This is a genomic window from Virgibacillus salexigens, from assembly GCF_014905415.1.
Lineage (GTDB): Bacteria > Bacillota > Bacilli > Bacillales > Amphibacillaceae > Virgibacillus > Virgibacillus salexigens.
The window spans coordinates 980,082-1,006,568 of the sequence record NZ_BNEO01000001.1 but is presented as its reverse complement, the minus strand read 5'-3'; the positions used below and the strand labels follow the sequence as shown (position 1 = coordinate 1,006,568).

General features: G+C 35.0%; 20 protein-coding genes. 11 read left to right on the top strand and 9 right to left on the bottom strand.

Translation table 11 applies throughout. The features are described from left to right. Window positions 1-216: 216 nt before the first annotated feature. Together JKP73_RS04485 and JKP73_RS04480 are read left to right on the top strand one after the other, a co-directional pair. Entirely contained in the window at window positions 217-1,365 is a 1,149-nt protein-coding gene (locus tag JKP73_RS04485) for an acyltransferase (RefSeq protein ID WP_021289773.1), read from the top strand. 163 nt (window positions 1,366-1,528) lie between these two features. Further along, window positions 1,529-2,992, top strand: coding sequence for an APC family permease (locus JKP73_RS04480; protein WP_021289772.1), 1,464 nt, complete (start codon window positions 1,529-1,531; stop codon window positions 2,990-2,992). A 390-nt stretch (window positions 2,993-3,382) separates the two neighbouring features. Here the strand turns inward: JKP73_RS04480 and JKP73_RS04475 are convergent, their stop codons facing one another. Then, the gene (locus JKP73_RS04475) at window positions 3,383-4,528 is read right to left on the bottom strand and encodes a CDP-glycerol glycerophosphotransferase family protein (protein WP_021289771.1); all 1,146 of its coding nucleotides are present in this window, start codon (window positions 4,526-4,528) and stop codon (window positions 3,383-3,385) included. After that, window positions 4,521-4,919, bottom strand: a complete 399-nt coding sequence (tagD, locus tag JKP73_RS04470) for a glycerol-3-phosphate cytidylyltransferase (RefSeq protein WP_021289770.1) — start codon at window positions 4,917-4,919, stop codon at window positions 4,521-4,523. The genes JKP73_RS04475 and tagD (JKP73_RS04470) overlap by 8 nt, the downstream gene beginning before the upstream one ends. A gap of 186 nt (window positions 4,920-5,105) precedes the next feature. Here tagD (JKP73_RS04470) and JKP73_RS04465 point away from each other — a divergent pair, with 186 nt between their 5' ends. The 7 genes from JKP73_RS04465 (at window position 5,106) to JKP73_RS04435 (ending at window position 11,031) form a co-directional block, all read left to right on the top strand. Continuing rightward, window positions 5,106-5,837, top strand: a complete 732-nt coding sequence (locus JKP73_RS04465) for a glycerophosphodiester phosphodiesterase (RefSeq protein ID WP_160806815.1) — start codon at window positions 5,106-5,108, stop codon at window positions 5,835-5,837. Between the two features lie 100 nt (window positions 5,838-5,937). Then, the gene (locus JKP73_RS04460; protein WP_021289768.1) at window positions 5,938-6,990 is read left to right on the top strand and encodes a glycosyltransferase family 4 protein; all 1,053 of its coding nucleotides are present in this window, start codon (window positions 5,938-5,940) and stop codon (window positions 6,988-6,990) included. Between the two features lie 62 nt (window positions 6,991-7,052). After that, entirely contained in the window at window positions 7,053-8,249 is a 1,197-nt protein-coding gene (locus JKP73_RS04455; RefSeq protein WP_200410952.1) for an acyltransferase, read from the top strand. Continuing rightward, window positions 8,227-8,946, top strand: a complete 720-nt coding sequence (locus JKP73_RS04450; RefSeq protein ID WP_160806813.1) for a glycosyltransferase family 2 protein — start codon at window positions 8,227-8,229, stop codon at window positions 8,944-8,946. Before JKP73_RS04455 ends, JKP73_RS04450 begins: the two co-directional genes overlap by 23 nt. A gap of 7 nt (window positions 8,947-8,953) precedes the next feature. Further along, a complete protein-coding gene (locus JKP73_RS04445) occupies window positions 8,954-9,325 on the top strand; it encodes a DUF2304 domain-containing protein (protein ID WP_021289765.1) in 372 nt (123 codons plus the stop codon). Continuing rightward, window positions 9,322-9,663 (top strand): EamA family transporter, encoded by a 342-nt coding sequence (locus JKP73_RS04440; RefSeq protein WP_021289764.1) that lies wholly within the window; start codon window positions 9,322-9,324, stop codon window positions 9,661-9,663. The genes JKP73_RS04445 and JKP73_RS04440 overlap by 4 nt, the downstream gene beginning before the upstream one ends. A 3-nt stretch (window positions 9,664-9,666) precedes the next feature. Further along, entirely contained in the window at window positions 9,667-11,031 is a 1,365-nt protein-coding gene (locus JKP73_RS04435; protein ID WP_160806811.1) for an ArnT family glycosyltransferase, read from the top strand. A 97-nt stretch (window positions 11,032-11,128) separates the two neighbouring features. Here the strand turns inward: JKP73_RS04435 and csaB are convergent, their stop codons facing one another. The 7 genes from csaB to tagD (JKP73_RS04400) form a co-directional block, all read right to left on the bottom strand. Continuing rightward, window positions 11,129-12,232, bottom strand: coding sequence for a polysaccharide pyruvyl transferase CsaB (csaB, locus tag JKP73_RS04430; protein WP_021289762.1), 1,104 nt, complete (start codon window positions 12,230-12,232; stop codon window positions 11,129-11,131). Continuing rightward, complete coding sequence (locus JKP73_RS04425; RefSeq protein WP_038242261.1) at window positions 12,232-14,094, bottom strand: DUF5693 family protein; 1,863 nt, start codon at window positions 14,092-14,094, stop codon at window positions 12,232-12,234. Before JKP73_RS04425 ends, csaB begins: the two co-directional genes overlap by 1 nt. Further along, the gene (locus tag JKP73_RS04420; protein ID WP_021289760.1) at window positions 14,091-15,659 is read right to left on the bottom strand and encodes a putative polysaccharide biosynthesis protein; all 1,569 of its coding nucleotides are present in this window, start codon (window positions 15,657-15,659) and stop codon (window positions 14,091-14,093) included. Before JKP73_RS04420 ends, JKP73_RS04425 begins: the two co-directional genes overlap by 4 nt. Continuing rightward, a complete protein-coding gene (locus JKP73_RS04415; protein ID WP_306465010.1) occupies window positions 15,656-16,393 on the bottom strand; it encodes a WecB/TagA/CpsF family glycosyltransferase in 738 nt (245 codons plus the stop codon). The genes JKP73_RS04420 and JKP73_RS04415 overlap by 4 nt, the downstream gene beginning before the upstream one ends. 48 nt (window positions 16,394-16,441) lie before the next feature. Beyond that, complete coding sequence (locus JKP73_RS04410; protein WP_160806810.1) at window positions 16,442-18,529, bottom strand: SH3 domain-containing protein; 2,088 nt, start codon at window positions 18,527-18,529, stop codon at window positions 16,442-16,444. A 244-nt stretch (window positions 18,530-18,773) separates the two neighbouring features. Further along, window positions 18,774-19,955, bottom strand: coding sequence for a CDP-glycerol glycerophosphotransferase family protein (locus tag JKP73_RS04405; protein WP_038242266.1), 1,182 nt, complete (start codon window positions 19,953-19,955; stop codon window positions 18,774-18,776). After that, window positions 19,948-20,346, bottom strand: a complete 399-nt coding sequence (gene tagD, locus JKP73_RS04400) for a glycerol-3-phosphate cytidylyltransferase (RefSeq protein WP_038242268.1) — start codon at window positions 20,344-20,346, stop codon at window positions 19,948-19,950. Before tagD (JKP73_RS04400) ends, JKP73_RS04405 begins: the two co-directional genes overlap by 8 nt. Window positions 20,347-20,836: 490 nt before the next feature. On the opposite strand from tagD (JKP73_RS04400), the gene JKP73_RS04395 reads away from it, so the two are divergent. Together JKP73_RS04395 and JKP73_RS04390 are read left to right on the top strand one after the other, a co-directional pair. Next, on the top strand, window positions 20,837-24,106 hold the full coding sequence (locus JKP73_RS04395) for a GW dipeptide domain-containing protein (protein WP_200410951.1): 3,270 nt from the start codon (window positions 20,837-20,839) through the stop codon (window positions 24,104-24,106). Window positions 24,107-24,277: 171 nt separating this feature from the next. Then, complete coding sequence (locus JKP73_RS04390) at window positions 24,278-26,407, top strand: bifunctional glycosyltransferase/CDP-glycerol:glycerophosphate glycerophosphotransferase (RefSeq protein WP_160806808.1); 2,130 nt, start codon at window positions 24,278-24,280, stop codon at window positions 26,405-26,407. Window positions 26,408-26,487: the final 80 nt, after the last annotated feature.

Sequence of the window (26,487 nt, the reverse complement as noted above, 5' to 3'; positions counted from 1 at the left end):
CTTTTATTTAAGTTCTGTAAGTTGAAAACCACAAAAGTTGTGGTTTTTTTTATGCAATATATTAAATTTTAGCAACGAAAGTTAATAAGCATTTACAAATATATTAAATACCGCACACCTTGCTGCCGACGTCCGAAAGAGTATGAATAGATGGTGTTACGTTTACACTAACTTATTAAACATAATAGGTAACAATATGAAAGGAAGGTAAACACCATGGGACGCAATTATAGTATTGATTATTTTAAATTCTATGCAATATTTGCTGTTGTCTGTATCCATACCGGTACGTTAAGTGATACGAAGCTTGGTAATATAGCAGGTGATGATATCGATTTTGTTATTGATACATTAGCTCGGTTTGCAGTACCTTTTTTCTTTGTTGTATCGGGCTATTTGTTTATTAGTAAATTGAAAAGCATCCAACAACAGCATGATAAACCGTTTGTTTATCAGTGGGCATACTTCAAGAAATATACTTGGAAGTTAGTTAAGCTTTGGCTAGCCTGGTTTTTCTTTTATTACCTCTTTAGTTTGGGTATTAAATTTATCGATACGCCTAAAACAATACCAGCCTTACAAGAGATGTTTTGGAATTATACAAAGGATGTTTTTACATTAGATCTCTTCTATTATGGGGCTGGTTTTACACAGTATCATTTATGGTTTCTATTAGCGCTTATCTGGTCGGTTAGTCTTTTGTTTTTGTTTACCAAATGTAGGTTACTTCGTATCCTATTTTTAATTAGTTTAGGATTAAATCTTGTTGGGCTGTTTGGACAATCCTATACTTCCTTTTTTGAGGTACCGATAAATACACGAGATACCTTGTTCTTTGCTTTATTCTACATTTCGCTAGGTGGCATCTTTGCTCAATATGTTGAGAAGTGGAAGAAATTATCGGATAGAATACCGGTATTTATATATGTAGGTCTTCTCCTGTTATTTGCTATTACGCAAGTTGGTGAAGGGTTTATTACTTTACGTTTAATGGACGGGGAAGAAGGGAATTATTATTTATCTACAATTCCATTTCTAGTAACACTCTTCTTATTCATTCTTAGATATGATCAGATAGGAAAAGGTTCCCTTATATCAAAGATCGGATCAAACGCAGTCGGGATCTATGTATCGCATGTGTTTGTAATGGAAAGCGTACGCATGCTCATGAAAAGTTATGGCTATCAAGATATGCTTGAAACATTAGAGTGGAATCTGTTGTTTACACCGCTGGTATTTATCCTTGCATATCTTATGTATAGTGGATTGCAAAAGGGAAAATTAGTATTGAAAAATAGAATTTCAATGAATGTTCCAGCGTGTAAAGATAGGAAGGTTCCGAATACTCAAGAAATACGGTCATAATGTATTCTGTTCAATTAAAAATGCCACCATCTGCCCGGACGTTCCTTTTCTAGTTGATATGTGAGGAGAAATGGAGTTTGTTTACTGTTCAACTACTGTGATAAAATTTTACAGGTGTGAACGGAACAACTAGGTCCATTTGACCAAAAAAAGGAGATCAATCATGGAAGAGAGAACGACACTGCAAAAATCTTTGAAAGCCCATTGGGTATGGGCTATTGCTTTAGGTTCATCAATTGGTTGGGGAGCATTTGTTCAACCTACTACGTGGATGTCTACAGCTGGACCAATGGGAGTAATTCTTGGCTTCGGTATTGGTGCTTTATTAATGATGCTTATCGCTGTCAGCTATGGTTTCCTTATAAAAAGTTTCCCCGTATCAGGGGGGGAATTCGCATATGCTTTTATTAGTTTAGGACGTACGCATGCGTTTATAAGCGGTTGGTTTTTAACATTAGGTTATATTTGTATTGTAGCTTTGAACGCGTCTGCATTTGCTTTAATGATTAAGTTCGTATTCCCTGCCTTAATCGAGAATTTACATCTTTACCAAATAGCCGGCTGGGATGTTTATGGCATGGAAATTATTATTGCTGCTGTATTGCTAGGGGCATTTGGATATTTTAATATCAAAGGGACTGGCTTATCCGGTCGTATGCAATTTATATTTTGTAGTATTATGATACTTAGTATTGTAGCCATTACCTTTATGGTTGGTGGGCATCCAGGTTCTGGTTTGGCAAATATTCAACCATTATACCCTACGGATACAACGGCTTTTGCAGCAATTATATCAATTGTAGCGATTGCCCCTTGGGCTTATGTAGGTTTTGATAATGTACCACAAGCTGCTGAAGAATTTCATTTTTCTTCAAAAAAAGCTTTTTCATTAATTATTCTTGCTATTTTATTTGCAGCTATTTTATATAGTCTTATGATACTTGCCACAGCGATGATCGAACCTTGGCAAGGGCTTGTAAATGAAAACCATGTTTGGGGTACAGGTGCAGCCATTCAAGAACTACTTGGTACGATGGGACTTGTGCTATTAGTTACAGCTCTTACGATGGGAGTATTTACAGGATTAAATGGTTTTATTATTTCTTCCAGTCGCTTATTGTTTGCAATGGCTCGTGCGAAGATCTTACCAGAAGCTTTTGCTAGACTTCACCCTAAACACAAAACGCCGTATGTGGGGATTATCTTTACGGTTGTGGTTTCCGCTCTTGCTCCATGGTTCGGGAGAGAAGCTTTATTATGGGTTGTGGACATGTCTTCCATTGGTGTAACCATCGCTTATTTTTATACGTGTTACACAGCCTTTACACTATTCAAGACAAAGAAGGATGAGAAATTTAATCCAAAAAAACATGTGATTTCACCGTTTAAGAAAACACTCTCAGCATTAGGGATGATTGCAAGTATTGTGTTCCTAGCATTGCTGCTTATTCCGGGATCACCAGCCTTTTTAGGAATTGAATCAAGGATCGCTTTATTAGCTTGGATTGTGTTAGGTGGAATTTTCTACCTTGTGAAACGAACGGAGTTTAATAAGATCCCAAAAGAAGAATTAAATTATTTAATATTAGGTTCCAAACAGATTGAAGCAAAGCATCGAGATTCGTAATGAACGAAACAAATTTTTAGTACCATACTCCAAATTCATTAGCTTGCGGAGAAACCGTTGGTTTTCCGCAAGCTTTTTTGCTGTTAGTAACGAAGGTTCCTCCCATTCCACGAACGAGCGCCCGAGCTTCTTCTGAAGCTCACGCTCGGTGATCTCGGCTCAATCGTTCTTCCGTAGAGGTGAAAGGACCTTCTATCCTTGGAGTTCCTTAAGATAGACTGGGCATCTAAAGAAGTCATGCAGATCAACAATGATGGGTGAACTGCATGAATTTTATCTTTTTTATGCATAGGTGTCTGCTTTCCAAGCACGGAAATAGCTGTCGAACATTTTCTCGACAGCTTGAAAAAAACTTGGTGGACATTACTCCAGATTTTTTTGACTGGTATGCTAAAGGTGATAAATTGTTTTAATCAATCGGTTTGAAGCGTGACCATCAGAATAGGTATTCCATTCTTTATGGAAATCTGGCATGTGATTCAGGTTAAATCGATTTGCCCTTATTAAATGTACAATCGCTTCGGTTGTCTTTACAATTGGACCTGGAACGAGATTCTCATATTCCTGCCACATTCCTCTTTCTTGTTTATAATCCTCTAAATCATAAGCGAAAAAGATCATTGGACGTTGAAAAAAAGCAAATTCAAATGGAATGGAAGAGTAATCTGTAATTAGTATTTCGGTGATGGTTAATATATGATTCATCGAAAAATGAGAAACATCAAACACAAAATCTGGATAGCGATTGGTAGCGGTAATCTGTTCCGACGGATGAATGCTTAAGAAAAGAAGATATTCATGTTTTAAATGGTCATATAGCTGCTTTATATTTAATTGAACATCTGCTTTCGGCATGTTTCGAAAAGTCGGAGCATATAGGATAATCTTTTTTGTTTGATCGTAACCGATGGAATGCTGAAGCTCATTTTTGACTTGACGTATATGATCTGTTTGATAAAAGAAATCTGTTCTTGGAATTCCAGTACGTCGTAACCGATTATCCGAAATATGGAAGCTTCTTTTGAATATGGATGCCATTTTTTCAGATCCAATCACAACGTCTGTAAAACGCTGATACACTTTTTGGAATCGTGCAATCGCTTTTTTAGAGCGGTATTTGTTGGATGGATCTTGAAGTCCGAACTTTTTAATTGCCCCAGCGGCATGCCACAGTTGAACAACACGTACACGATGCCGGAAGTTGGTAACAGCCAATATCCCATAATAATTATCAGCAAAGATAACGTGCGAGGTTGCTAAATGGTAAATAGAGCGCAGCCAATCAAATGGGTGATTAGCATTGAACGGAATAATGGTACGCCGGTCCGTTGACCTGAATTCGAGTTGACATCGTTTTGTTTTTAAAATAATGATCGATTCGTCTGTGTGTTTTTCTAATGCTTCCGCTGTAAAGCGGATGTTATGACCTAAGGAAGCAATCATGGTTGTTTTTTTTCGAATAGGAAAGAATTGAAAAAGATTAAAAACAATTCGAAAGATGATCAGATAAAAAGTAATCAGTAACTCTCTATTCATGTGTAGGTTTTGTTAAATCCTTCTTAATTTTTGTTGTGGATATCCCAATCGTTCTGGGCAAATAAATAACTTCACAAAGTTCTTGTAAATCATCAAACTTTCCTTTCCAATCATCTCCCATAACGAAAACATCAATATGGTATTTTTCAATATCTTTTCTTTTTTGATCCCATGTCTGTTCTGGGATTACTTCATCTACATATTGGATTGCTTCTAGTATCAATTTTCTTTGTTCAAAAGTATAGTATGCCTGTTTTCCTTTTTTTGCATTAAATGTATCTGTAGAGATAGCAACAATTAAGTAGTCACCATATTTCTTGGCACGTCTTAATAAATTGATATGACCAGTATGAAGGATATCGAATGTTCCATAGGTAATTACTTTTTTCATCTCCTGTTACCTCCGTTTTTAACCATTTTATTTGTTTAACACCTTGTTTTAGAAATTTTTTATATTATATTCATCAAATTTACAAACTATTTACTCTTAGCTAATATGCGCTTAATACATTAGATTTATAATGGAATTAATCGAAAATAAACACTACTATTTTCGAAAGCAGAAAGGAGAATGGTGATGACTATTAGAGGTATTGGACATCGAGGTTATCCAGCTAAATATCCAGAAAATACAATGTCTTCTTTTCAAGCTGCTATTGAATTAGGATTTACTCATATCGAATTGGATGTACATCTTAGTAAAGATGGTATCCCAGTTGTTATGCATGATTATAAAATTGATCGAATGACCGATGGGGTTGGCGAAATTCGTGACTATACTCTATCAGAACTTCAGGAATTCTCTATTGAGAAAAACGAAAAAATTCCTACTTTAGAAGAAGTTCTTCGATTAGCTAAAAATCAAGTTATTGTTTCAATAGAAATGAAAAACACAAAATTATATGATTCTGTGGAAGAGAAAGTTTTCGAAATGATTCAAAAGGTTGGTATGATTGAGCAAGTTTATGTAATTTCATTTGATCATAAATCACTAGCAAAACTTCGTGAACTTTCAAGTGAAGTCAAAATAGGACCGTTAGTTAATAAATTGAGACGCTCTCATTTTCGACTTATTGAAAAATTGGACGCAAGCTATATTGCTGTGAAACATGATGGCTTAAAAGAAAAATATGTGAATCGTTGCGAAGGGTTAGGTATTCAAGTTGTTGCATGGACAGTGAATAGCGTAGAACAAATGCAACGATTTAAGAAGTATCCTTCTGTTTTGGTAACAACAGATGAATTAGAAAAATATAAAGCTTATCATTATCCAGATACTTCTTCAAAATTACAGAAAGTTATCGTTTAATTTCATACATGTCTAGCACAGAAGTAGGATAAAATAGTTATGCTCTTATGAGCATTTTTATTTTTGTGAAGTCATTAAAAATAATAGGAGGATTCTCCCTGTGAGCTATAGTGGTATTATTATATGTTTAATTGCAGCAATTATTTTAACTCCATTTGTAAAAAAACTGGCAATTGTAATTGGTGCAGTTGATAAACCAAATCATCGAAAAGTACATCAAAAAATGATGCCACGGTTAGGTGGTCTTGCTATTTATAGCAGCTTTTTACTAGGATTTCTCATTTTTCTTCCACAGACGTACAACTATTGGCCAATTTTAATTGGGGCAACGATTATTATGTTTGTCGGCATTTTGGATGATGTAATGCAACTATCTGCTAAGGTGAAGTTTGGTGGGCAACTAATCGCAGCAATGGTGCCTGTGTTTGGCGGGTACACAATTGAATTTATAACGGTGCCATTTGGTGACCGAATTGAATTTGGTATTGCCGCGATACCATTAACAATTATTTGGATTGTAGCCATTACAAACGCGATCAACCTTATTGATGGATTGGACGGGCTAGCGGCAGGAGTATCTTCGATTGCGTTATTAACCATTTCTGTACTGGCTATTTCAATGGGGAATTATCCAATTGCATTGCTCTCTTTCATGCTATTAGGAAGTACGATTGGATTTTTGGTTTATAATTTCCATCCTGCCAAGATATTTATGGGAGATACTGGATCTCTGTTTCTTGGTTATATGATAAGCGTGATTGCAGTAATGGGCTTATTCAAAAATGTGGCGCTTTTTTCTCTAATGGTTCCAATTATTATTTTGGCTATCCCGATTTTAGATACATTATTTGCGATCATCCGCAGAATTGTACATAAGAAACCATTAGCTGCTCCTGATAAATTCCATTTGCATCATTGTATTATCCGTATGGGCTACAGTCATAGTCAGACGGTAATCATGATTTATGCTTTAAGTGGGTTGTTTAGCTTAGCAGCTGTCATATTAACTCGTTCAGCAATGTGGGGAACGACGATTATTTTGATGACCGTCTTGATAATGGTTGAATTAATTGTGGAAGTAACTGGTCTTGTGAGTGAAAGATATCGACCAATATTGAATTGGATAGAAACAAGTAAAGAAAAATCGAAGTAAGCTAAGCAATGGTTGGCAGTACAAGTTACTTCGGAAATATGATATAGGTAATGGTGATGAGAGTGAATCAATTGCGAAAGAATACACTGGATGAAATACAGCTAGCACGAGCTTTTGCGATTTTGGCAGTACTGGCGGTTCACGGTTCATCGAGCGGTGTGACAAATGTTGAACCAGATTCAGTACTTTTTCCGATTTATAATTTCTTGAATATAGCTGGAAAACTAGGTACGCCAACATTTATTATGCTAAGCAGTTTTGTATTATTTTATAATTACTATCCTAGAGAAACAAACTGGGGATTAATGAAACGATTTTATGGCAAGCGGCTAAAGTTTATTTTAATTCCCTATTTTGTATTTTCTTTACTCTATTTTGTTATAAAAATGGTTGTCTATTATGATTATCCCAGTATTTCCTTTGCCATTAACCGCTTTATAACCTTATTGGCATTAGGGAAAGCACATACTCATTTATATTTCGTCTTTATTAGTGTGCAATTCTACCTACTATTTCCTTTGTTTTTGATTGCCTTTAAGAAATTAACGTTTTTAAGAAAACACGCCATTTGGATTGGCCTCCTATTGCAATGGGGATGGGTTATTCTAAATAACAACTATTTCCATATTCCTTGGAAGGGGTCGATTTCATTATCCTATTTATCTTTTTATTTTATGGGAGCATTTCTGGGAATCTATTATAACGATTTAAAGGCTAAGTGGAAGCAACCACTTTTTAAAGAGAGAATCATCATTCCACTGACCCTTGGTTATGGCATAATGGTATTTTTATATACCGGTTATATGTATTTATCAAGGATTGGTGTTTTCACAACGATTGGTAATTACTTACCTGGTTTTGTATCTAGTTATATTGGGGAGTTTACATGGGCAACGCATGCTTTATTTGCGGGTGTATTCTTGTTCTATTTAGCTCATCTTGCAAACCAAACATTTCAATTAAGAACCAAAATGGTGTTTATGGAAATAGGGGCAACATCCTTTGGAATTTATCTCATCCATCCCTTGTTCCTAATGGTATTCAGACAGTTAGTTAACTCTGGATCGCCAATCATCTATCACGGATGGCAAGTGATCACATTTATTCTTGTAGGTTTACTCAGCTGGTTGGCTGTACGTGTAACGTATCGATTTATTCCTTTTTATTGGGTGCTATTTGGAAAAATGAATCTGCAAAAATTATTTAAAATTCCAAAGCAGAAGGGAAGTAATATCCATGAATATCAAAACTATTCCTAAGACGATTATTATTGTACCTGCCTATAATGAAGAAGCTAGTATTGCTACCACATTAACAAGTTTAATAGAGTTAAGCAATCAGATCGATAGATTAGAGATATGCGTGGTGAATGACGGATCCACGGACCGAACAAAAGAAATAATTGATACATTTGACATTGTGTCATTACATTTACCCCAAAATCTAGGAATAGGCGGAGCAGTGCAAACAGGTTATAAATATGCATATAACCATGGCTTTGAAATTGCAGTTCAATTTGATGCAGATGGCCAGCATAATGTGCATGATTTATTAGAATTAATCGAGCCGATTATAAAGGAGGAAGAAGATATGGTTATCGGCTCTAGGTTCTTGAAGAAAACGGATTATAAGGGGAGTAAAACAAGGAGAATTGGCATTTATTATTTTTATATTGTTTTAAAGCTTCTAACTAAAAAGCGTTTTACTGATCCTACTTCTGGATACCGTGCCATTAATCGTAAAGTAATTACTTTATTTGCTCATCATTATCCCAAAGATTATCCTGAGCCGGAAGTACTTATGCATTTGAATCGCAAAAACATGAGAATTAAAGAAGTCACTGCCAATATGCATGCCCGTCTTGGTGGCGAATCATCGATAACGCCTATGAAGAGCATATATTACTTTGGAAAAGTTACACTTTCCATCCTAATGCAGTCTATTGTTAAGGAGTAAGGCAACAATGAATATCAATTTATTTAGTTTTCTTATTGTTTGTTTGTTCTTTGTCATCGTTATTGAATCTGTTCGGAGAGGGATTCTCGAAACAAAAGATGCATTAATTTGGCTTTTTTTAAGTGTCATCTTGGGGATACTGAGTCTTTCAAGAGGATTGTTGGAACTAATCGCTGATTGGTTAGGAATCGTTTATGCACCGAGTTTATTATTCTTATTTGGTTTACTGAGTACGATTATTATGATTTTTGATTTAACGAGGCGCATCTCGAAATTAAATCAGAAAGTTATTCATTTAACTCAAGAGTTTGCATTACTAAAAGAACAGCAGCGTAATTCAAGCTCAGAATTTGAGGAAAAAAGGAAAGAAAATATATGAATTATCTTTTGCTCGTTGTGAATATTTTGCTTTTAGTTAGTGGTCAAATGTTATGGAAAGTGGGCATGCAGCAAATTGGCACCATGGGGTTAGGAACGATAGTTGAAGTGATAAAATCGCCATATATTATTGGTGGTGGCCTAATCTATGTATTAGCAACAGGCCTTTGGTTATACATATTGTCTAGAATGCCGTTTAGCATTGCCTATCCCTTCCAAAGTCTTGCTTATGTATTAGGTGTTGTTATTGGATACGTTATTTTTAAAGAAACGGTTACCCCAATTCAATGGGCTGGTGCAGCAATTATTGTTTTTGGAGTATATTTAATAGCGAGGTAATCTATGAATCGATCTACTTTTTTTCAACAGTTATATGAGAAGGCCCCATTATATATCCTTGGACTCATTTTGTTCCTTTCCTTTTTCATCTATATCTATTTTTTCATCGAGCATCCAGGGAGTAATTTTGTTCAACCAACTGATGAAGAGATTCAACAACAATTAGACGATGGCGTGATAAGTGAAAGGATAGCGGCGCTAAAAGAGCATACATGGAAGTATGGGAGTCGGGACGCTTATCTATATACGGAAATGGCAAATCAATTCATTGAAGATGGCATCTATGGTTACAACACAAATGGGGAAAGCAATGCATTTGTAACACCTGGTTATCCCATGATATTAGTGGTACTCTTTCTTATCGCGAATACCTTAGGTGTCGAACAAATGATCATCGTAACTGTGTTTAATATGGTATTAAGTTTAGCTACTATTTTACTCATCTATAACATTGCTTTGAAGACGTTTAAGAATCAATGGATGGGGGTTGCTGCAAGTGCTTTTTATGCCGTCTACTTTACACCTTACCATTATTTTCGGACAGCGTTAACTGAAATACCGGGTATCTTTTTCTTTTGTTTAGCGATCTATTTATTTTTAATAGCGTTAGAAAAAAACAAGAAAATCTTTCATATCTTATTTGCAGTTGTATTTTGTTATGGAGTTATGCTCCGACCAGTAATTGCGCCTTTGGTACTAATTGCATTTGTTATTTTGTTTCTAAAATATCGTCATCAAATAAAAACGTCAATCGTCATTAGTGCTCTTTGGGCAGTGGGTGCTGCCGTGGTTATTGCTCCATGGGTAATTCGAAATTTTATTGTGTTTCAAGAGTTTATTCTATTATCTACACATTCAGGCAACAGTTGGTTTGCAGGGAGTAACCCTTTTGATATGTACAGCTTTTCGGATTATTGGAAAGAACAAGAGGAACTGGGCATGGATAGTAAGGAATATGCACTCATGAAAATAAAAGAAGGGTTTGAAACAAATTTTGGACTCTGGTTAGCTTGGTTTACGGTAGGAAAAACATACGAATTATTTAAACTTCCAGATGCCATCTATTTCTACACGGCATATGGTTATGTGAACTTCGTCAAGATGATCCATCATCTAATTGTAAATCTAGCATTTATTACGGTGATTATTTCGTTTATTTCTCGAAAAAAAGAAGCAATCGCAATTGCTTCTATTCTTATCCTGTATATTGGATTATCCAATCTATTCCTAACTATTCCAAGATATGGCTTTTTTATTATACCAGTTATGTGTATATTAAATGGCTATGCTATCGTAACGTTAATTACGAACATCAGAAACCTCTTACAACGATCGAAACTAAAAAATGCGAACAAGGCTGCTTCCTAGCTTTGTTCGCATTTTTTAGTTTGAATACGAATTTTTCCCTTTCATTACCCAAGCAGATTGGTGTCAGCTAATCTACTTGGGTGTTTCCATTTAACATTTATACATTACTATATGGACGTTTTTCTCGCCCAAAGAAAGTATCTAGCGCAAGTTCTGGTGTGGCTCTTGCATCGCGTTGATACATGCGTACAATCTCTCTCAATTTCATTCTTCTTAGCTCTTCATTGTCGAGTGCATGGGTTGCTTGTTGATATAACTGTTTATCGTCCCAATTGTCTTCTTCTACATGTCCGACTACAGGTTGATTACAAAGCGCAGCAAAAGCATCAATTTTTGGGTCGTACGAAATTGCTACAAATGGCGTATAATTAATTGCTGAAAATATGAGTGAATGCAGACGCATGCCAATGAGTAAATTGGATTCACCGATAAGCGCAATTTTAGCTTCTAAGGAAGCGTTCGCTGGCGAAATATAACTATGCTCTGTCATTCGTTCAGCTGTCTCTTGCGATTTACGTTGATCCTTTTCCCCATGCATTGGTACGAACACCACAGCATATCCATCTTGAACGAGCTGATCTAAAGTAGATGCTATCTTTTGAGTGAATGGCTTATTCGTTGGCCAATCCCTCACACTCACAGTAATGAACTTTTGAGTTAATTTATCAGCCGTCTCCCATTGATGGTCATAGGAGCTAGAATCTAAACCTAAAACAGGATCGGGAACAATTGTAGACATATGTTTAATGCCAATTTGATTCAGTAAGTGCTGTGAAGCTTGATCGCGTACCGTGATTTGCTCCACATGATTTAACGCATATTTCACTAACCATTTACTTAAAACCCCATTAATTGGTCCCATCCCTTGCGCATAAATAAACACAGGTTTCTGCAGCCATTTGGCCAATTTGATGATGCCCGTATAATAGGGGATGGTCAACATCCCTGTTTTATCTTGTAAAAGACTGCCACCACCACTAATTAATCCATCTGAATCGCGTAATGCTTGAATGATCTCATTAATCTTTCGTCGGTTTACGGCATTTACTTGATAGGTTCTTTTCGTTTGTTCTGGGTTATTAGATAATATGGTAATTTTAATGGTAGGTTGAACCATTCGAAGCTGTTCTATAATGGAAAACAAAATAGCCTCATCGCCAACATTATCAAATCCATAATAACCGGAAACAACAATATGCATTATACCCACTCCCTTCGGATGCGTTTTGTAATAAAGGGTACACATTTTCGATAAATCCAGATAAGCAACAGTCCTAAGAGATAGCCAATAACAATGCTATAACCTGTTCTTAGTAAGGAAATATGCAATGGGATATGAAGGTGGGTAAAAGTATTCATGATTGATAGAAAGCCAATGATCCCTGGAATCACCAAGACTTTTCCCAGTAATTTATTCGTTTTGAACACATAGATTGCTAATAAATAAAATGGAAGACCAATGAGGAATTCTTTTGTTCTAGGGCGAACATATAGCCATTCCTCTAATGTGCTTCGTATCATCAGTTCCATGTCGCTTACAGTCGCACTATTACCTGTTCTCGTAATATAATAGATGCCTATTACGCCAATGATAAAGATGACTGCAAGATGCCAGTACTTCACTGGGACTTTTAATAGCATTACGATTTCTCTCCAGAATAGAAATACACCGACAAATAGAATAGGAATAAGATAAACTAATTTTACTCCTCTAAACACTTCAAATCCGGTGATAAAAGCATTACCGTTTAGTAGGCCAATGACAATAATTATACCGACAAAGGTTATCCCTAGTGCCTTTAAATAATGCAAAGTAATACCGCCTAGCTGCTTATCTCCTGTATTTATTGTAGATAGTACAGCATAAATTGGTGCTACTATCGCAAGAATTAGTGCAAAGCCCTGTATGAGGAATAGTCTTTCAGTAAGATAATATCCTATTACTAAAAGCGTCATGAATACGATAGCAGCAATCATCCATTTTCTATCCCTTACGATCGTTGCAGCTAAACCTGTAAACAGAATGCCGGCAAGGAAGAGAAGTACTTGGGTCCAGATTGGTGTGTTTATTTCGGTAAATGGCTTAGGAGAGCCTTGCTGGAAATTATTCTCTAAGTTGTGATGAACACCTTCAACAAATGCATTCGCATTCTCTAAGCTTTCAGTTGGATCACCTGCTTGAATATGGAAGAAAATAGATCGTATATTCCGTTCTTTGACAGCTCGTACAGCTTGATCAATATTTTCCGGTAGTGTTTTATTATTTAAGTCCATACTATGCAATCTGATCGTATTGTAGTCAGTATTACGAGCTATTGTTTGTAACCCTTTTTGTTGAGTGAACTCAATGGAATAAAAATGGTAGCCTACATCGGTTAATTGGTTTGTCCATTGTTCTACTTCTTCCATATTTGGATATCCAATGACATCCTGACCATAAAATAATAAATTAGTAGTATCTGTTTCCTTTAACTTGATGAGCTGATCGACACTTTTTTGATTCCATTTCTGGTTTGTATTTTCTACTCGGAACATATAGTTAAGTCCAAGCTGTTTTACTTGATCTAACGTCTCTTCATTGTAAGCAATGTTTCTAGATAGGATATCCATTTCTTTTTCAATAAAGTAAAAATCCTGACCACTAATTGTAACGGAAGAAGGCTGTAGGTTTTCGGAAATCAGTTTATTAAAATAAGCATCCCTTGGTTGAGTGATGTAATATCCTTTTGCTTCCGTATCCACCATTTCGTCTTGATTACTAAATCGTAACGCATCGTTTAACTCCTGTTCGTTATAGATAGTAATGATGTCTTGGTTCTCCATCCAATTTAATGATAGAGGACTTATGCTAACCGTATTTAAGCCAGACTTTTTTAAAGAAGAAAGAATGTCCTCTGTATTTAATTCTTCATGATCTGTTGCTAGCTGATCAATCTCTTGATAAGGAGCGGCGATTTCGTACGTATTATTTTCTGTCTCTGTCTGCCAACGCTCAATAATTCCGGGTATTGTAACTGCAAGTAAGACGATTAACGTCATCCAAATCCATTTCTGCTTGTTCATTTTTCTGCTCTTCCTTTCTGGGAGAAATAAGGAATATTCTTTACGATGTCTGTTTTATTCACCACATTAAATAGGTATAGTTGTAACACATAGATAGTAACTCCAATGAACATAGCTACGAGCAAATAGAGAAGAGCTTGAACCCGTGACCAATCTGTTATAGATACATACAAGGTTGGTACTCCAATAACAGCCCCCATGGATATGGAAGCAATCATTATTTTTGTTATTAGCTTACGTCTAATGGAAAATGGATAATGCTTAAAGATATACCATGTATTGATAATTAATAAAACAATATATACCAATAACGTAGAGAAAGCTGCACCACGTAATCCAAATAATTGAATGAAGTAAATATTGCATAGGGCTTTCATTAATATACCGCAAACAATTATGAAGGCTGCTTGTTTAGCTAAGTTCATACCTTGTAGAATACCGGTACTTAAAATGGTTAACGAAGTAAAAACAGAACTTAGTCCAAGGATAGCTAGAACTCCGCTTCCTTCTAAGTCAGTAAATAAAGCTAAATTAATTGGTAATGTAAGACCTAGTAACCCCATTGCTGCAGGCCATGAAAGTAAATGCGTCATGCGATATGTCTTTTCTATGACGGACCTTACTTGTTGTGTCTCTCCTTCTGCTAGCTTTGTTGTTATTAACGGAATGAGTGGGAGAACAATCGACGTCGAAAAAACAGTCGCAATTTGGACAATGGAAAGGCCACGGCCATAGATACCATAAAGATAATTAATCCCAGTTTCCGATTCACCTATACTACGTAAACCATAAGGAATGGTAAAAGAGTCGATAAAATTTATTAAAGCCATGGTAATTGTGCCAATAGCAATCGGTATCGATAGTTTTAATATCTGTTTGCTCCAAGAGGAGAATAGCTTTAACGTATATTTCCTAGTTAAGGTTTGCCTTAAAGGTGAACGAATATATTTCACTCTTAAATAGATAAGTGATGTAAATGCTCCTACAACCGAACCAATCATGACACCACCAGCTACCGTAGCATCAGAAAAGTCTTGTTGAACAAAGTAATAGGCAATAACTAAAATCAAACCAACGCGGATGAACTGTTCAATAACTTGTGAGATAGCAGTCGGTTTCATATCCTCAAAGCCTTGAAAGTAACCTCGATAAACAGCCATATACGGTGCAACTAATAAGGTGGCTGTAACTACAATTAAAGCAAGTCTTGTAGACTGTCCTCCTAAAGCAGAAGCTAAAGGAGTGGATAAGCTATATATTAGTAGAAAGCTAGAGATACCGAACAATAAAGCCAGAATACTTGCTGTTACGTAAATTTCTTTTACAAATGATAATTCACCCTTTGCTCGAGCATCGGCGATTAGCTTTGAAATAGCAATAGGAATACCTGCTACAGATAACGTAAGAGCCACCATATAAACCGGGTATACAAGACTAAAGATTCCTAAGACATGGTCACCAGCAATATTTTGAAGAGGTATTCGAAAAACACTTCCCAATACTTTAGATACTAAAGTGGCGACCGTTAATAGTAACGTACTTCTAACAAAAGCAGAACGGCTCATGAAACTTTTTCCTTTTTCTTTTGCTTAACAATGTGGAAAGCAAATTGTGGAAGTGCAAGCATTCTTCTCCATCTGGTTGGTTGTTTTATTAATCGGTAAAGCCATTCCAAATTCAACTTCTGAAAAATTACAGGTGCTCGCTGAACCTTCCCTGCAATAACGTCGAAAGACCCCCCAACTCCCATTAACAATCCATGATTGAATTTTGATAGATTGTTCGCGATCCAATTCTCTTGTCTTGGACATCCCAGCGCGACAAATGTTATATCAGGCTGTAACTGTACAATGTGATCTGTAATATCATTTGATTCCAGGTTAAAATAGCCATCTTTACAACCAACAATTTCAATATTTGGAAACTGGTTCTGGATGTTAGTTATCGCTCTTTGTAAGGTTTCTTCCTGTGCACCAAGTAAAAAAATACGATAGTGATTTTTTTCTGCTAGTTTTAATAAATCAATCATTGTATCATAGCCAGTAACTCGTTCAGGTAAAGGCTGTTTTAATATTTTAGCTGCCTTTACAATTCCTATTCCGTCCGCGACGATATACGTTGCTTGTTGCAATTGCTGCATAAAATGCAAATCCTCTTGTGCCTTCATCACTACTTCTGGATTTGCCGTTACAACAAATGTTTTCTCTTTTTGTTGAATTCGTTTGTTTAGTAAGTATACAAACGAATGATGATCTGTATTTAGAAAAGGAACATTCATTATTGTTATATGTTTCATCATTTACTCAGGCTCCTTTGAAGTTCACGCATCGGGTGTTAATATTACTACTTAATAATTATTCTGTTTATGCAGATAGCGCTGATGAACCCAGCCGTATCCGTCTTTATAATAAACCATAAGCCAATCTCCTTCTTGAACAACTTGATTGTTGGCTGTAACATTAGCGTTCACATAATCGCTTGCTTGAAGCTTACCAATAACTTCTCCTTGAAGATTTGGTTTATTACGGACAAGTAAATTGGATTCAATGTTTTCTACTTGGAAGAGGTTAGTTAGTAAAATATAATCCTTTGAAATCCATCCCTTATCTTGGCTATCCGATACATAATACCAATTATCATGTTTATCTATTATTTCAATTGATGTATCAATTGATAATAGTTTTATAATTGTTTCTTTGTTTCGTGTAGATGGTTCTGTTCTCATATGAACATGATTCTCGGTTGTAACTGCCCTTAAATGGTTATAGATCTTTGATGTACTTGGAGCTTTTTTGTCTTCAGCAGACGGCTTTAAAAATTGTTCTGATAACCTTATTCCTTTACGTAAGTAATTACTTGATACCCAACCAGTTACTCCACCAGCATTAACTTTATACCAGCCACCGTTCTCTCCAATTATGGTAACTATCGTATTATTCGATAATGTTTTAATAATATGAAAAGTGGTTGTTGGACCAGTTCGAAGGTTGAGGTTAGCTGTAGTCTTCATTTTTTCCCCTTGCCGTTTTGTGTCCACATGATACTGTTTATCGCCGCTAGGTTTAGATGTTGCTCCTGGTTGTTGGTTGAATGTTGGTACATCAAACTTTAATACATAATTGTTTAATAAATTATAAATCTCTTGAATTCGATTTGTTTGTAGAATCGCCCATTGTACATGAGTAGCATATTGGGGATATCCAGGGCTACTCGGATTCCATCTCATTTTATATAATGTATCTTGGCCGTCGTTTATATAATGATTTGCTATATCTCTAGCTCCGCCTATGATAGCTGCTTCTGGAGAAAACCACCCTTTATTAAAAGCATATTTTGCTCCGCCGTTTAGTGGGTCATTATCTACTGCTCCATATCCATACATATTATAAACGGTATAAGTTGCCTTGTTTTTGGCTACAATATTGCCGTTTTTATCCACAGGAATGCCAGTAGCAAGCCTTGATGTTCCATTACCAGTTTCATGGAGTGCGTGTGCCATTAAATATACTTCATTAATTCCATACTGTTTTCCTGCTTCGATAAATGAATTTGCTTGTCCTGATAAGGAACCCTTGTTTTGCAGGACTTTTCTATTAATCTCACTCGGATCTAGATTTGCATTTTCTGAAAGGTTAAGAAACTGTAAATAGTCACTTGATTCACTTGAGAAATTCCTAGGGTTTGCATAGTATTCTACAAGAGAACGACTAGCAAGGAAATTTCCTGCTCCATCCACTTTAGGGGTTTTGGTTACTTGAATATCAATCATTTCCTTAAAAGAATAATTGTAATGGGTGTAGTCTATTCTTATTTTTGGCTCGCCTATAACTTGCAACATACGATTTAAAATGGCAGACATTTCACCTCGAGTCGTACTATCTAGTGGTGCAAAATATAACCCTTGATTATTTTTTTTACCAGCAATGATATTTAAATAGACTAGTTTCTGAATCGCACCGTAAAACATGGGATTAATTTCTTTATTATCATTAAATAGAAGAGGTGCCTTATCAGCATCTATTCCTTTTAAATCTAAAGCGCGCTTCATCATTGCGGCTACTTCTTGACGAGATATGTGTTTATTTGGTCTAAATACATTATTAGGGTAACCACCAATAATTTGGTTATTGACAGCTGTGGTAATTGCTGCATAATACCAATCTTCCTTTTCAATATCAGTGAACTTATTTTGGGATGCATTGGTTGATAAATTTAAAGCGCGAACTAAAAAAACGGTAAACTCTGCTCGTGTAATGGCATGATCTGGTCGATAGGTTCCATCACTATAGCCGCGCATTATTCCTCTTTCAATAAGAGATACCATACTTTTTTCAAAATAGTGGCCGTGAATATCCGATTGAGCATAAATTGTTTGAGGTAAGATTAGTGTTAATAATATAATTGGAACAAAGAAGAATTTGTTTAATATTTTCATGTTTTATAAAGGTTCCCCCTTTAACTAATAAAAGCCACTATTTTATTGTTTCATTGCGACACATCAATAGTAGTACATTTGTATAGGAATTTCAGTATTATTTACAGATAATTAACATTATTTACTAAAACTTAACAGTGTGTGGTATGGAAAGTATGGTATGCTGTGAATAAGAAAAATATGAAGTACTTAAAGAGGAAGATTAGTTAAGGAATTAAAAAACATCCCATATGAAAATGGGATGTTAACCAATTGCTCTTTCTTTTTCCTTTTCTTCTGTATCGGTCAAATGTTTCGCTAAGTTTAAACTGGATGTACCATTTGAGTACTCATTCCATTGTTTTGCAAAGTCTTTGATTTGTTTATAATTAAACTTATTTTCCTTAATTGCTAGAATAATAGCTTCTGTCGACGCTACGACTGGGCCTGGCATCTTGTGTTCATAATCATCAATTAAGCCACTGGTAAAACTATATTCATCCACATCATAAGCAAAGAAAATCATTGGTTTTTCCAATAAAGCATACTCAAATGGAATGGATGAATAGTCGGTAATTAATAAGTCAGTGATAAGCAATAAGTGATTCGTATCATAGAATTCCGACACATCATATACAAAATCTTTATAAACTTCACTTATCTCATAAGTTACCGCAGGATGAGGTTTAATAAACAGCACATAATCATCAGACAGTTCACGGTACAGCTTATCAATCTCTAACTTTAATTGATAATTAGTTAACTGGTTATTTCGAAATGTTGGCGCATATAAAATAATTTGTTTATTCTTAATCATGGGGTGTTTAGTTAACATGTCATGATAAATACGATCCTTCATCGAACGATCGTATAAAACATCTGAGCGTGGTATACCAGTACGCAGAATGCGATTATCTGTAAGCCCAAAACTCTCTTTAAATGTCTCCGCCATCATTTCCGAACCGACCACCGTGTAATCAAAGCTCCGGTAGACATTGGCAAAGCGTTCATTTGCTTTTGTTGTTCTATATTTATTTGTAGGGTCCATTAGACCAAACTGCTTGATTGCCCCACCAGCATGCCATAATTGGATACAGGTTACTCCTTGTTTGAAATGGGTAGCCGCTAAAAATCCATAATACGTATCTACTAAAATAGTAGTAGCAGTTGCAAGATGGTAAACTGATTTTATAAATGAAAATGGAATTTTTAAAGAAAACGGAATAATGGTTGCATTTGTATCATCAAACGGATACCTACATGACCCATCTTTAAGAATAATAATCTCTTCGTCGGACAAGTTGGATAAAGCTTCAGTTGTATAGTAAATATTATCCCCAAACGTAGAAACACCAACTGTTTTTTGTTTTAGTGGGAATAATTTAAAGAAATTAAAGAGTATACGGAAAGCAAAGAGGTATACACTTATAAGGATTTCTTTAACCATTATTTGTCATGTTTAGGTCAGTCTTAATTTTTGTTGTGGAGATTCCAACAGTCCTCGGCAAATAAACGACTTCACAATGATCTTTTAAAAAGTCAAATTTACCTTCCCAGTCGTCCCCCATAACAAAGACATCGACATCGTATTTTTGAACATCTTCCATTTTTTGTTCCCACGTATGTTCAGGAATAACCAAATCGACATAACGAATCGCCTCGAGTATAGCTTTTCTCTGTTCAAACGTATAATAAGCTTTCTTTCCCTTTAAGGCATTAAACTCATCTGCTGATATTGCAACAATTAAATAATCTCCGTATTCTTTTGCGCGACGTAGTATATTTATATGACCTGTATGCAGTAAGTCAAATGTTCCATAAGTGATTACTTTTTTCATTATGAAAAACCTCCGTATTGTGATACTTATATTATACTATATTTAATTTACTTTGCATTTACAAATTTTTAACAATAATTTCACGATAGATAATAAATTAAATGATTCACGTATTGGAATCAACCCACCCATTTTATATCCGAATAGTCCCCGCTATGAATCTAAAAAAGGTATAACGCATATTCCCTTAATATGTTTAAGTTAACAATCAGCTCCGATAGTATATCAATAACCCCCGAGAAATAGTAAATTGTCTACTAAAAAAGTAAAACTCTACTATTCTAGATTCTTTAATTGTTTGCGATATAGCGCATACACTTATTTTCTTTATAAGAATAACATATTTTACGGTTAGTTTTTTACAATATTTTTACAATAATCAACAATTAATTATTTTAAGATGACAAAAATATGTTATCATGTAACTTGTTCTTAATAATTTGTTAAGTTTGCCGATATAAAGTAAAAGTCGTCTAATAAGGAGGTTATTATGAAAAAACTGTCAGTATTATTATCTTTACTAATCTTATTGACCTGTATCAATCCATCTTATCTGGTGGAGGCTACTAGTGATGGTGTTAAGAATCAAGAATCTTTAGATGTAACTAGTAAGGAAAGTTCCATAGAATCTGAACCAAAAGTAGAGGAACAAGAAAACAACGAAACCATAGTTGAGGATACAAACAATGGGAGCCAAGAAGATAATAATAATTTGAATAAGGATGAAAAAAAGAAAGAAAGTAATATACAACAAGGGCAAGAAGATAGCATAACCAATACAGAGGAAAAATCTAAATTAGAGTCAGAAGAAACAAACGGAGACAACACTCAAAAGGCAGAGCAACAAGTTGAAGAAACACAAACAACACAAAAAGTAGAACAAGCAGAGCAACAAAAGGATGAGGAAGCAAAAACGATAAGTAATATATCGAGGATGTCAAAGGTCAATGAAACAAGGATTAGCAAATTGGGACATATTAGACATTCAAATGTAATGATTTACCCAGATATGGATAAATCAAATGCTTTTAAAGCTGGGAATACATATACAAACGCAGTTTACTATATTAAATTGCAGGCAGAAGTAGAAAATGAAATCTATTATTTAATAAGTAAAGAGCCAAGCTCAACCGAGGGTGTCGTAGGCTGGGTAAAAGCATCCGACCTATCCACGCACAGTCATAAGGGTGTAGATAGAAAAACCAAAACATTATACTTTAAAGGGACAGGCAATGCGTATAATACGGCATGGGGAGGAAGCAAGAATCTAGTATATGAAGATATGTCCCCATACCAAGGTCAGAAATTCCAAGTAAACTTGACAGAAAAAGTAGGAAGCAATACATGGTACCGCGGCGAACTAAACGGCAAAACCATTTGGTTGCATTCTTCCTATGTAATAGAACCCTCTAGTATAAAGAAGACAGCTACAAGTAAATTAGGACATATTCGAAACAGTCAAGTACAGATCTATAGTGAGGATTTCATGACATCCAAAGAGGCAGGATCTGTATATACAAACGCAGTTTACTATATTAAATTGCAGGCAGAAGTAGAAAATGAAATCTATTATTTAATAAGTAAAGAGCCAAGCTCAACCGAGGGTGTCGTAGGCTGGGTAAAAGCATCCGACCTATCCATGCACAGTCATGAGGGTGTAGATAGAAAAGCAAAAACATTATACTTTAAAGGGACAGGCAATGCGTATAATACGGCATGGGGAGGAAGCAAGAATCTAGTATATGAAGATATGTCCCCATATCAAGGTCAGAAATTCCAAGTAAACTTGACAGAAAAAGTAGGAAGCAATACATGGTACCGCGGCGAACTGAACGGCAAAACCATTTGGCTGCATTCTTCCTATGTAATAGAACCCTCTAGTATAAAGAAGACAGCTACAAGTAAATTAGGACATATTCGAAACAGTCAAGTACAGATCTATAGTGAGGATTTCATGACATCCAAAGAGGCAGGATCTGTATATACAAACGCAGTTTACTATATTAAATTGCAGGCAGAAGTAGAAAATGAAATCTATTATTTAATAAGTAAAGAGCCAAGCTCAACCGAGGGTGTCGTAGGCTGGGTAAAAGCATCCGACCTATCCATGCACAGTCATGAGGGTGTAGATAGAAAAGCAAAAACATTATACTTTAAAGGGACAGGCAATGCGTATAATACGGCATGGGGAGGAAGCAAGAATCTAGTATATGAAGATATGTCCCCATACCAAGGTCAGAAATTCCAAGTAAACTTGACAGAAAAAGTAGGAAGCAATACATGGTACCGTGGCGAACTGAACGGCAAAACCATTTGGCTGCATTCTTCCTATGTAATAGAACCACCTAGCATAAATAAGACAGCTACAAGTAAATTAGGACATATTCGAAACAGTCAAGTACAGATCTATAGTGAGGATTTCATGACATCCAAAGAGGCAGGATCTGTATATACCCATGCGGTTTACTATATTAAAGAGCAGACAAGTTATCAAGGGAAGACATATTATTTAATAAGCAAGAAGCCAAGCTCAACCGAGGGTGTCGTAGGCTGGGTAAAAGCATCCGACCTATCCACGCACAGTCATAAGGGTGTAGATAGAAAAGCCAAAACATTATACTTTAAAGGGACAGGCAGTGCGTATAATACGGCATGGGGAGGAAGCAAGAATCTAGTATATGAAGATATGTCCCCATATCAAGGTCAGAAATTCCAAGTAAACTTGACAGAAAAAGTAGGAAGCAATACATGGTACCGCGGCGAACTGAACGGCAAAACCATTTGGCTCCATGAATCTTATGTTGTAAGTGACAGTATCCGGTACTCAAATTATGATTTAACATTAGCGGAGGCTGTAGAAATGCAAATGGCCTTATCAACACCTCCACAGACAGATAATCCATATGCGTATGTATCAGCCCAATATATTAATAGTAGTAACGAAGTGATTGCAGATGTTTTAAATGTAAGATCAGGTCCAGGTACTTCTAAGAAAATAGTTGGTTCTCTTACCTATGGAACTACAGTTGAAGTGATAAGCGAAGTTGGTGGCTGGTACCAAATTGAATTTAATGGTGCAGGCTGGGTAGACGCTAGTGCAGAGGATGTACGATATTACCTTAATCCTGATAACTTTATAGATAATGATGTTCTTAGATTTCAATTTTTAGATCTTTCAAGAACAAGTGATGCTACGGTAAACCTTTTAAATAATTATTTAGAAGGGAAGGGAGTACTCCAAGGAAAAGGTCAATCATTCATTGATGCAAGTAGGATATATGGCGTTAGTGATATATATCTATTATCTCATGCCTTATTAGAAACAGGGAATGGTCAATCGGATTTGGCCACAGGCATTGAGGTAGGAAAAAATAAACAGGGAAATTTAGTATTGGTTACCTCAAACAATAGAAAAGAATTAACCCAAATAAAAACAACTTATAATATGTATGGAATTGGTGCAACAGATAATAATGCTCGTGAAGGTGGCGCATTTAGAGCGTATAGAGAAGGTTGGTTTACACCAGAATCAGCTATAATTGGTGGAGCCAAGTTTATAGGTAATAACTACGTGAAAGCTGGCCAAAATACGTTATATAAAATGCGTTGGAACCCAGATTCAATGGAAGACGGAAGTCCTTCGCATCAATACGCTACGGATATTGGATGGGCAACAAAACAAGTATATACAATGTACAACTTATATCAAGACTTAGGAATAACTAATGTTTATTTAGACATTCCATCCTATTCTTCTTAATAGAAAATAAGTTAATATATTCATAGAAAAAATGAACCCTAAAAGAATGCGTAATTTTTCTTTAAAGGGTTCGTTTTTTATTACAGGATTTAGTTTGAATGTCAAATGTTGTAGTAAAACAAAATAAGTTATATAATTTAATTGAATTATGCGAAAAAATGGGGTGAAATAGTGAAAGGGTTAATATCGGTAATTGTACCTGTGTACAATAGCGAAGATTATTTAGAAAAATGTATCGAATCTATTTTGCATCAAACTTATCAAAATGTTGAAATATTAATTGTTAACGACGGTAGCGCGCAAAAATGTACAGATAAATTAAATCAGCTGGCCCATTTAAATGATAGTATTAAAGTCTATCATTTAAGCAAATCAAAAGGAGCAGGTTTTGCACGCAACCATGGAATTAAAAACGCAAATGGGGAATTTGTCTATTTTTTAGATAGTGATGATTACTTACCCGAAAAAACACTAGAAATGTTAATAAATAACATTCAAGACTATTGTATAATTCGTGGCAAGATAAAGAAAACAACATTTGCGAATAGTCTTGCCGTAATTTTGGAAGGGCTTTCAAAATTGAGCCATTATACCGATAATAAATATAATTTACTAAATAATAAATCAGCCTTAAACACATTGATTAGAAGGGATTTTATTTTAAAAGAGCAATTGAAATTTTCTGAGCAAGTAAACTTATATTCTGACTTAGGTTTTATTGTCCCTGCCTTTAATAAATGTGAAGTAGTTCCTTATTTAAAAGAAGCCATTTATTTTAAAAGAAAAAGAAATGATCCCATATCAAATCCCTCTTTGAATCAAAGTGACGATTATTATAAGATTAAAGACTATATACATATATATAATAAGCTAAAAGATAGTAGTAATGATGAGGCATTGAACACTTATATAGATAAACAGTTTTTAAACTTTTATAGAAAGAATATTGTTACGTATTTTAAAGAATATCGTAGTATCGATAACTTCTATAACTCGCTGCATAAGACGTTTATCAGACTGAACCACGATTTAGTTAACGAACATAGTACTGTCTTAAAAAGAGAAGCGAATGTGTTAATAAATGGAACGATAAAACAATATAAAAGAATTAATGTCCAGCATCAATTTTTGAGAGAGTTGAAAAGTGCGGTTAAAACAAAGAAGAAATTTTATACCTTTTTATATCGTAAAGTGTTTATGAAAACAAAAATGAAGAAAGATTTCGTTTTTTTCGAGAGCTTCTTAGGAAAAGCTTATTCAGACAACCCAAAATATATATATGAATATATGCTACATAATAAGATGAGATATAAATATGTATGGAGTGTACTTGAAAAGAAGGATATACCAGGGGATCCGATTCAAGTTAAAAGATTCAGCTTACGTTATTTTTATTATTTAGCAAAATCCAAGTATTGGGTAAGTAATTCTAGATTACCAAAATATTTAAATAAAAGAGACGGCAATATATACTTACAAACGTGGCATGGCACGCCGTTAAAGACATTGGTATTTGATATTAAAGATATATATTCTGCAGATCCGAACTATAAAAGCAATTTTTATATACAATCTCGTCGGTGGGATTATTTAAATTCGCCAAACCGATATTCTTCCAAAATCTTTAGAAGTGCTTTTAAATATGATAAGCAAATGCTTGAATATGGGTATCCAAGAAATGATATTTTGTATCAAAGAAATAGTTATGATGCGATTAAGGAAATAAAAGAAAGGCTTGGACTCCCTATTAATAAGAAGGTAATCTTATATGCTCCAACTTGGAGGGACGATGAGTTCTTTTCTAGAGGCAATTATAAATTCACTTTAAAGTTAGAATTAGATAAAATGCAAGCTAAATTAGCATCGGATTATATTATATTATTGCGCACACATTATCATATAGCAAATCAACTTGATGTATCAGAATATAAAGATTTCGTAATTGATTTTAGTTTATATGATGATATTGCTGAACTTTATTTAGTTTCCGATATATTAATAACTGACTATTCTTCCGTATTTTTTGATTATGCACATTTAAAGAGACCAATTTTGTTTTACACCTATGATATTGAAAAGTATCGTGATCAGCTAAGAGGTTTTTATTTTGACATGGAAGAAGAAGTTCCAGGTCCGCTGCTATTAACTACCGATGAAGTGATAAATGCAATTAATCAGATTAAACAGGTCCATGCGAATTATCAAGATAAATATGAAGCATTTTATAATAAGTATTGTGTTTGGGATAATGGGAGCGCGGCAGAAAATACAGTTAAAACGATTTTTGTGGACAATGAATAAATAGTTAATAATTTCCTAGTTTTGTTTTATTTATATTATGGGTAATAGTTTATTAAAAATAATATATATAGTAAAATGAA

What these genes read in the sequence shown, in the direction of transcription:
- JKP73_RS04485 (WP_021289773.1), top strand. Translation starts at nt 217, where the DNA reads ATGGGACGCAATTATAGTATTGATTATTTTAAATTCTATGCAATATTT.
- JKP73_RS04480 (WP_021289772.1), top strand. Translation starts at nt 1,529, where the DNA reads ATGGAAGAGAGAACGACACTGCAAAAATCTTTGAAAGCCCATTGGGTA.
- JKP73_RS04475 (WP_021289771.1), bottom strand. Translation starts at nt 4,528, where the DNA reads ATGAATAGAGAGTTACTGATTACTTTTTATCTGATCATCTTTCGAATT.
- tagD (WP_021289770.1), bottom strand. Translation starts at nt 4,919, where the DNA reads ATGAAAAAAGTAATTACCTATGGAACATTCGATATCCTTCATACTGGT.
- JKP73_RS04465 (WP_160806815.1), top strand. Translation starts at nt 5,106, where the DNA reads ATGACTATTAGAGGTATTGGACATCGAGGTTATCCAGCTAAATATCCA.
- JKP73_RS04450 (WP_160806813.1), top strand. Translation starts at nt 8,227, where the DNA reads ATGAATATCAAAACTATTCCTAAGACGATTATTATTGTACCTGCCTAT.
- JKP73_RS04445 (WP_021289765.1), top strand. Translation starts at nt 8,954, where the DNA reads ATGAATATCAATTTATTTAGTTTTCTTATTGTTTGTTTGTTCTTTGTC.
- JKP73_RS04440 (WP_021289764.1), top strand. Translation starts at nt 9,322, where the DNA reads ATGAATTATCTTTTGCTCGTTGTGAATATTTTGCTTTTAGTTAGTGGT.
- JKP73_RS04435 (WP_160806811.1), top strand. Translation starts at nt 9,667, where the DNA reads ATGAATCGATCTACTTTTTTTCAACAGTTATATGAGAAGGCCCCATTA.
- csaB (WP_021289762.1), bottom strand. Translation starts at nt 12,232, where the DNA reads ATGCATATTGTTGTTTCCGGTTATTATGGATTTGATAATGTTGGCGAT.
- JKP73_RS04425 (WP_038242261.1), bottom strand. Translation starts at nt 14,094, where the DNA reads ATGAACAAGCAGAAATGGATTTGGATGACGTTAATCGTCTTACTTGCA.
- JKP73_RS04420 (WP_021289760.1), bottom strand. Translation starts at nt 15,659, where the DNA reads ATGAGCCGTTCTGCTTTTGTTAGAAGTACGTTACTATTAACGGTCGCC.
- JKP73_RS04415 (WP_306465010.1), bottom strand. Translation starts at nt 16,393, where the DNA reads ATGATGAAACATATAACAATAATGAATGTTCCTTTTCTAAATACAGAT.
- JKP73_RS04410 (WP_160806810.1), bottom strand. Translation starts at nt 18,529, where the DNA reads ATGAAAATATTAAACAAATTCTTCTTTGTTCCAATTATATTATTAACA.
- JKP73_RS04405 (WP_038242266.1), bottom strand. Translation starts at nt 19,955, where the DNA reads ATGGTTAAAGAAATCCTTATAAGTGTATACCTCTTTGCTTTCCGTATA.
- tagD (WP_038242268.1), bottom strand. Translation starts at nt 20,346, where the DNA reads ATGAAAAAAGTAATCACTTATGGAACATTTGACTTACTGCATACAGGT.
- JKP73_RS04395 (WP_200410951.1), top strand. Translation starts at nt 20,837, where the DNA reads ATGAAAAAACTGTCAGTATTATTATCTTTACTAATCTTATTGACCTGT.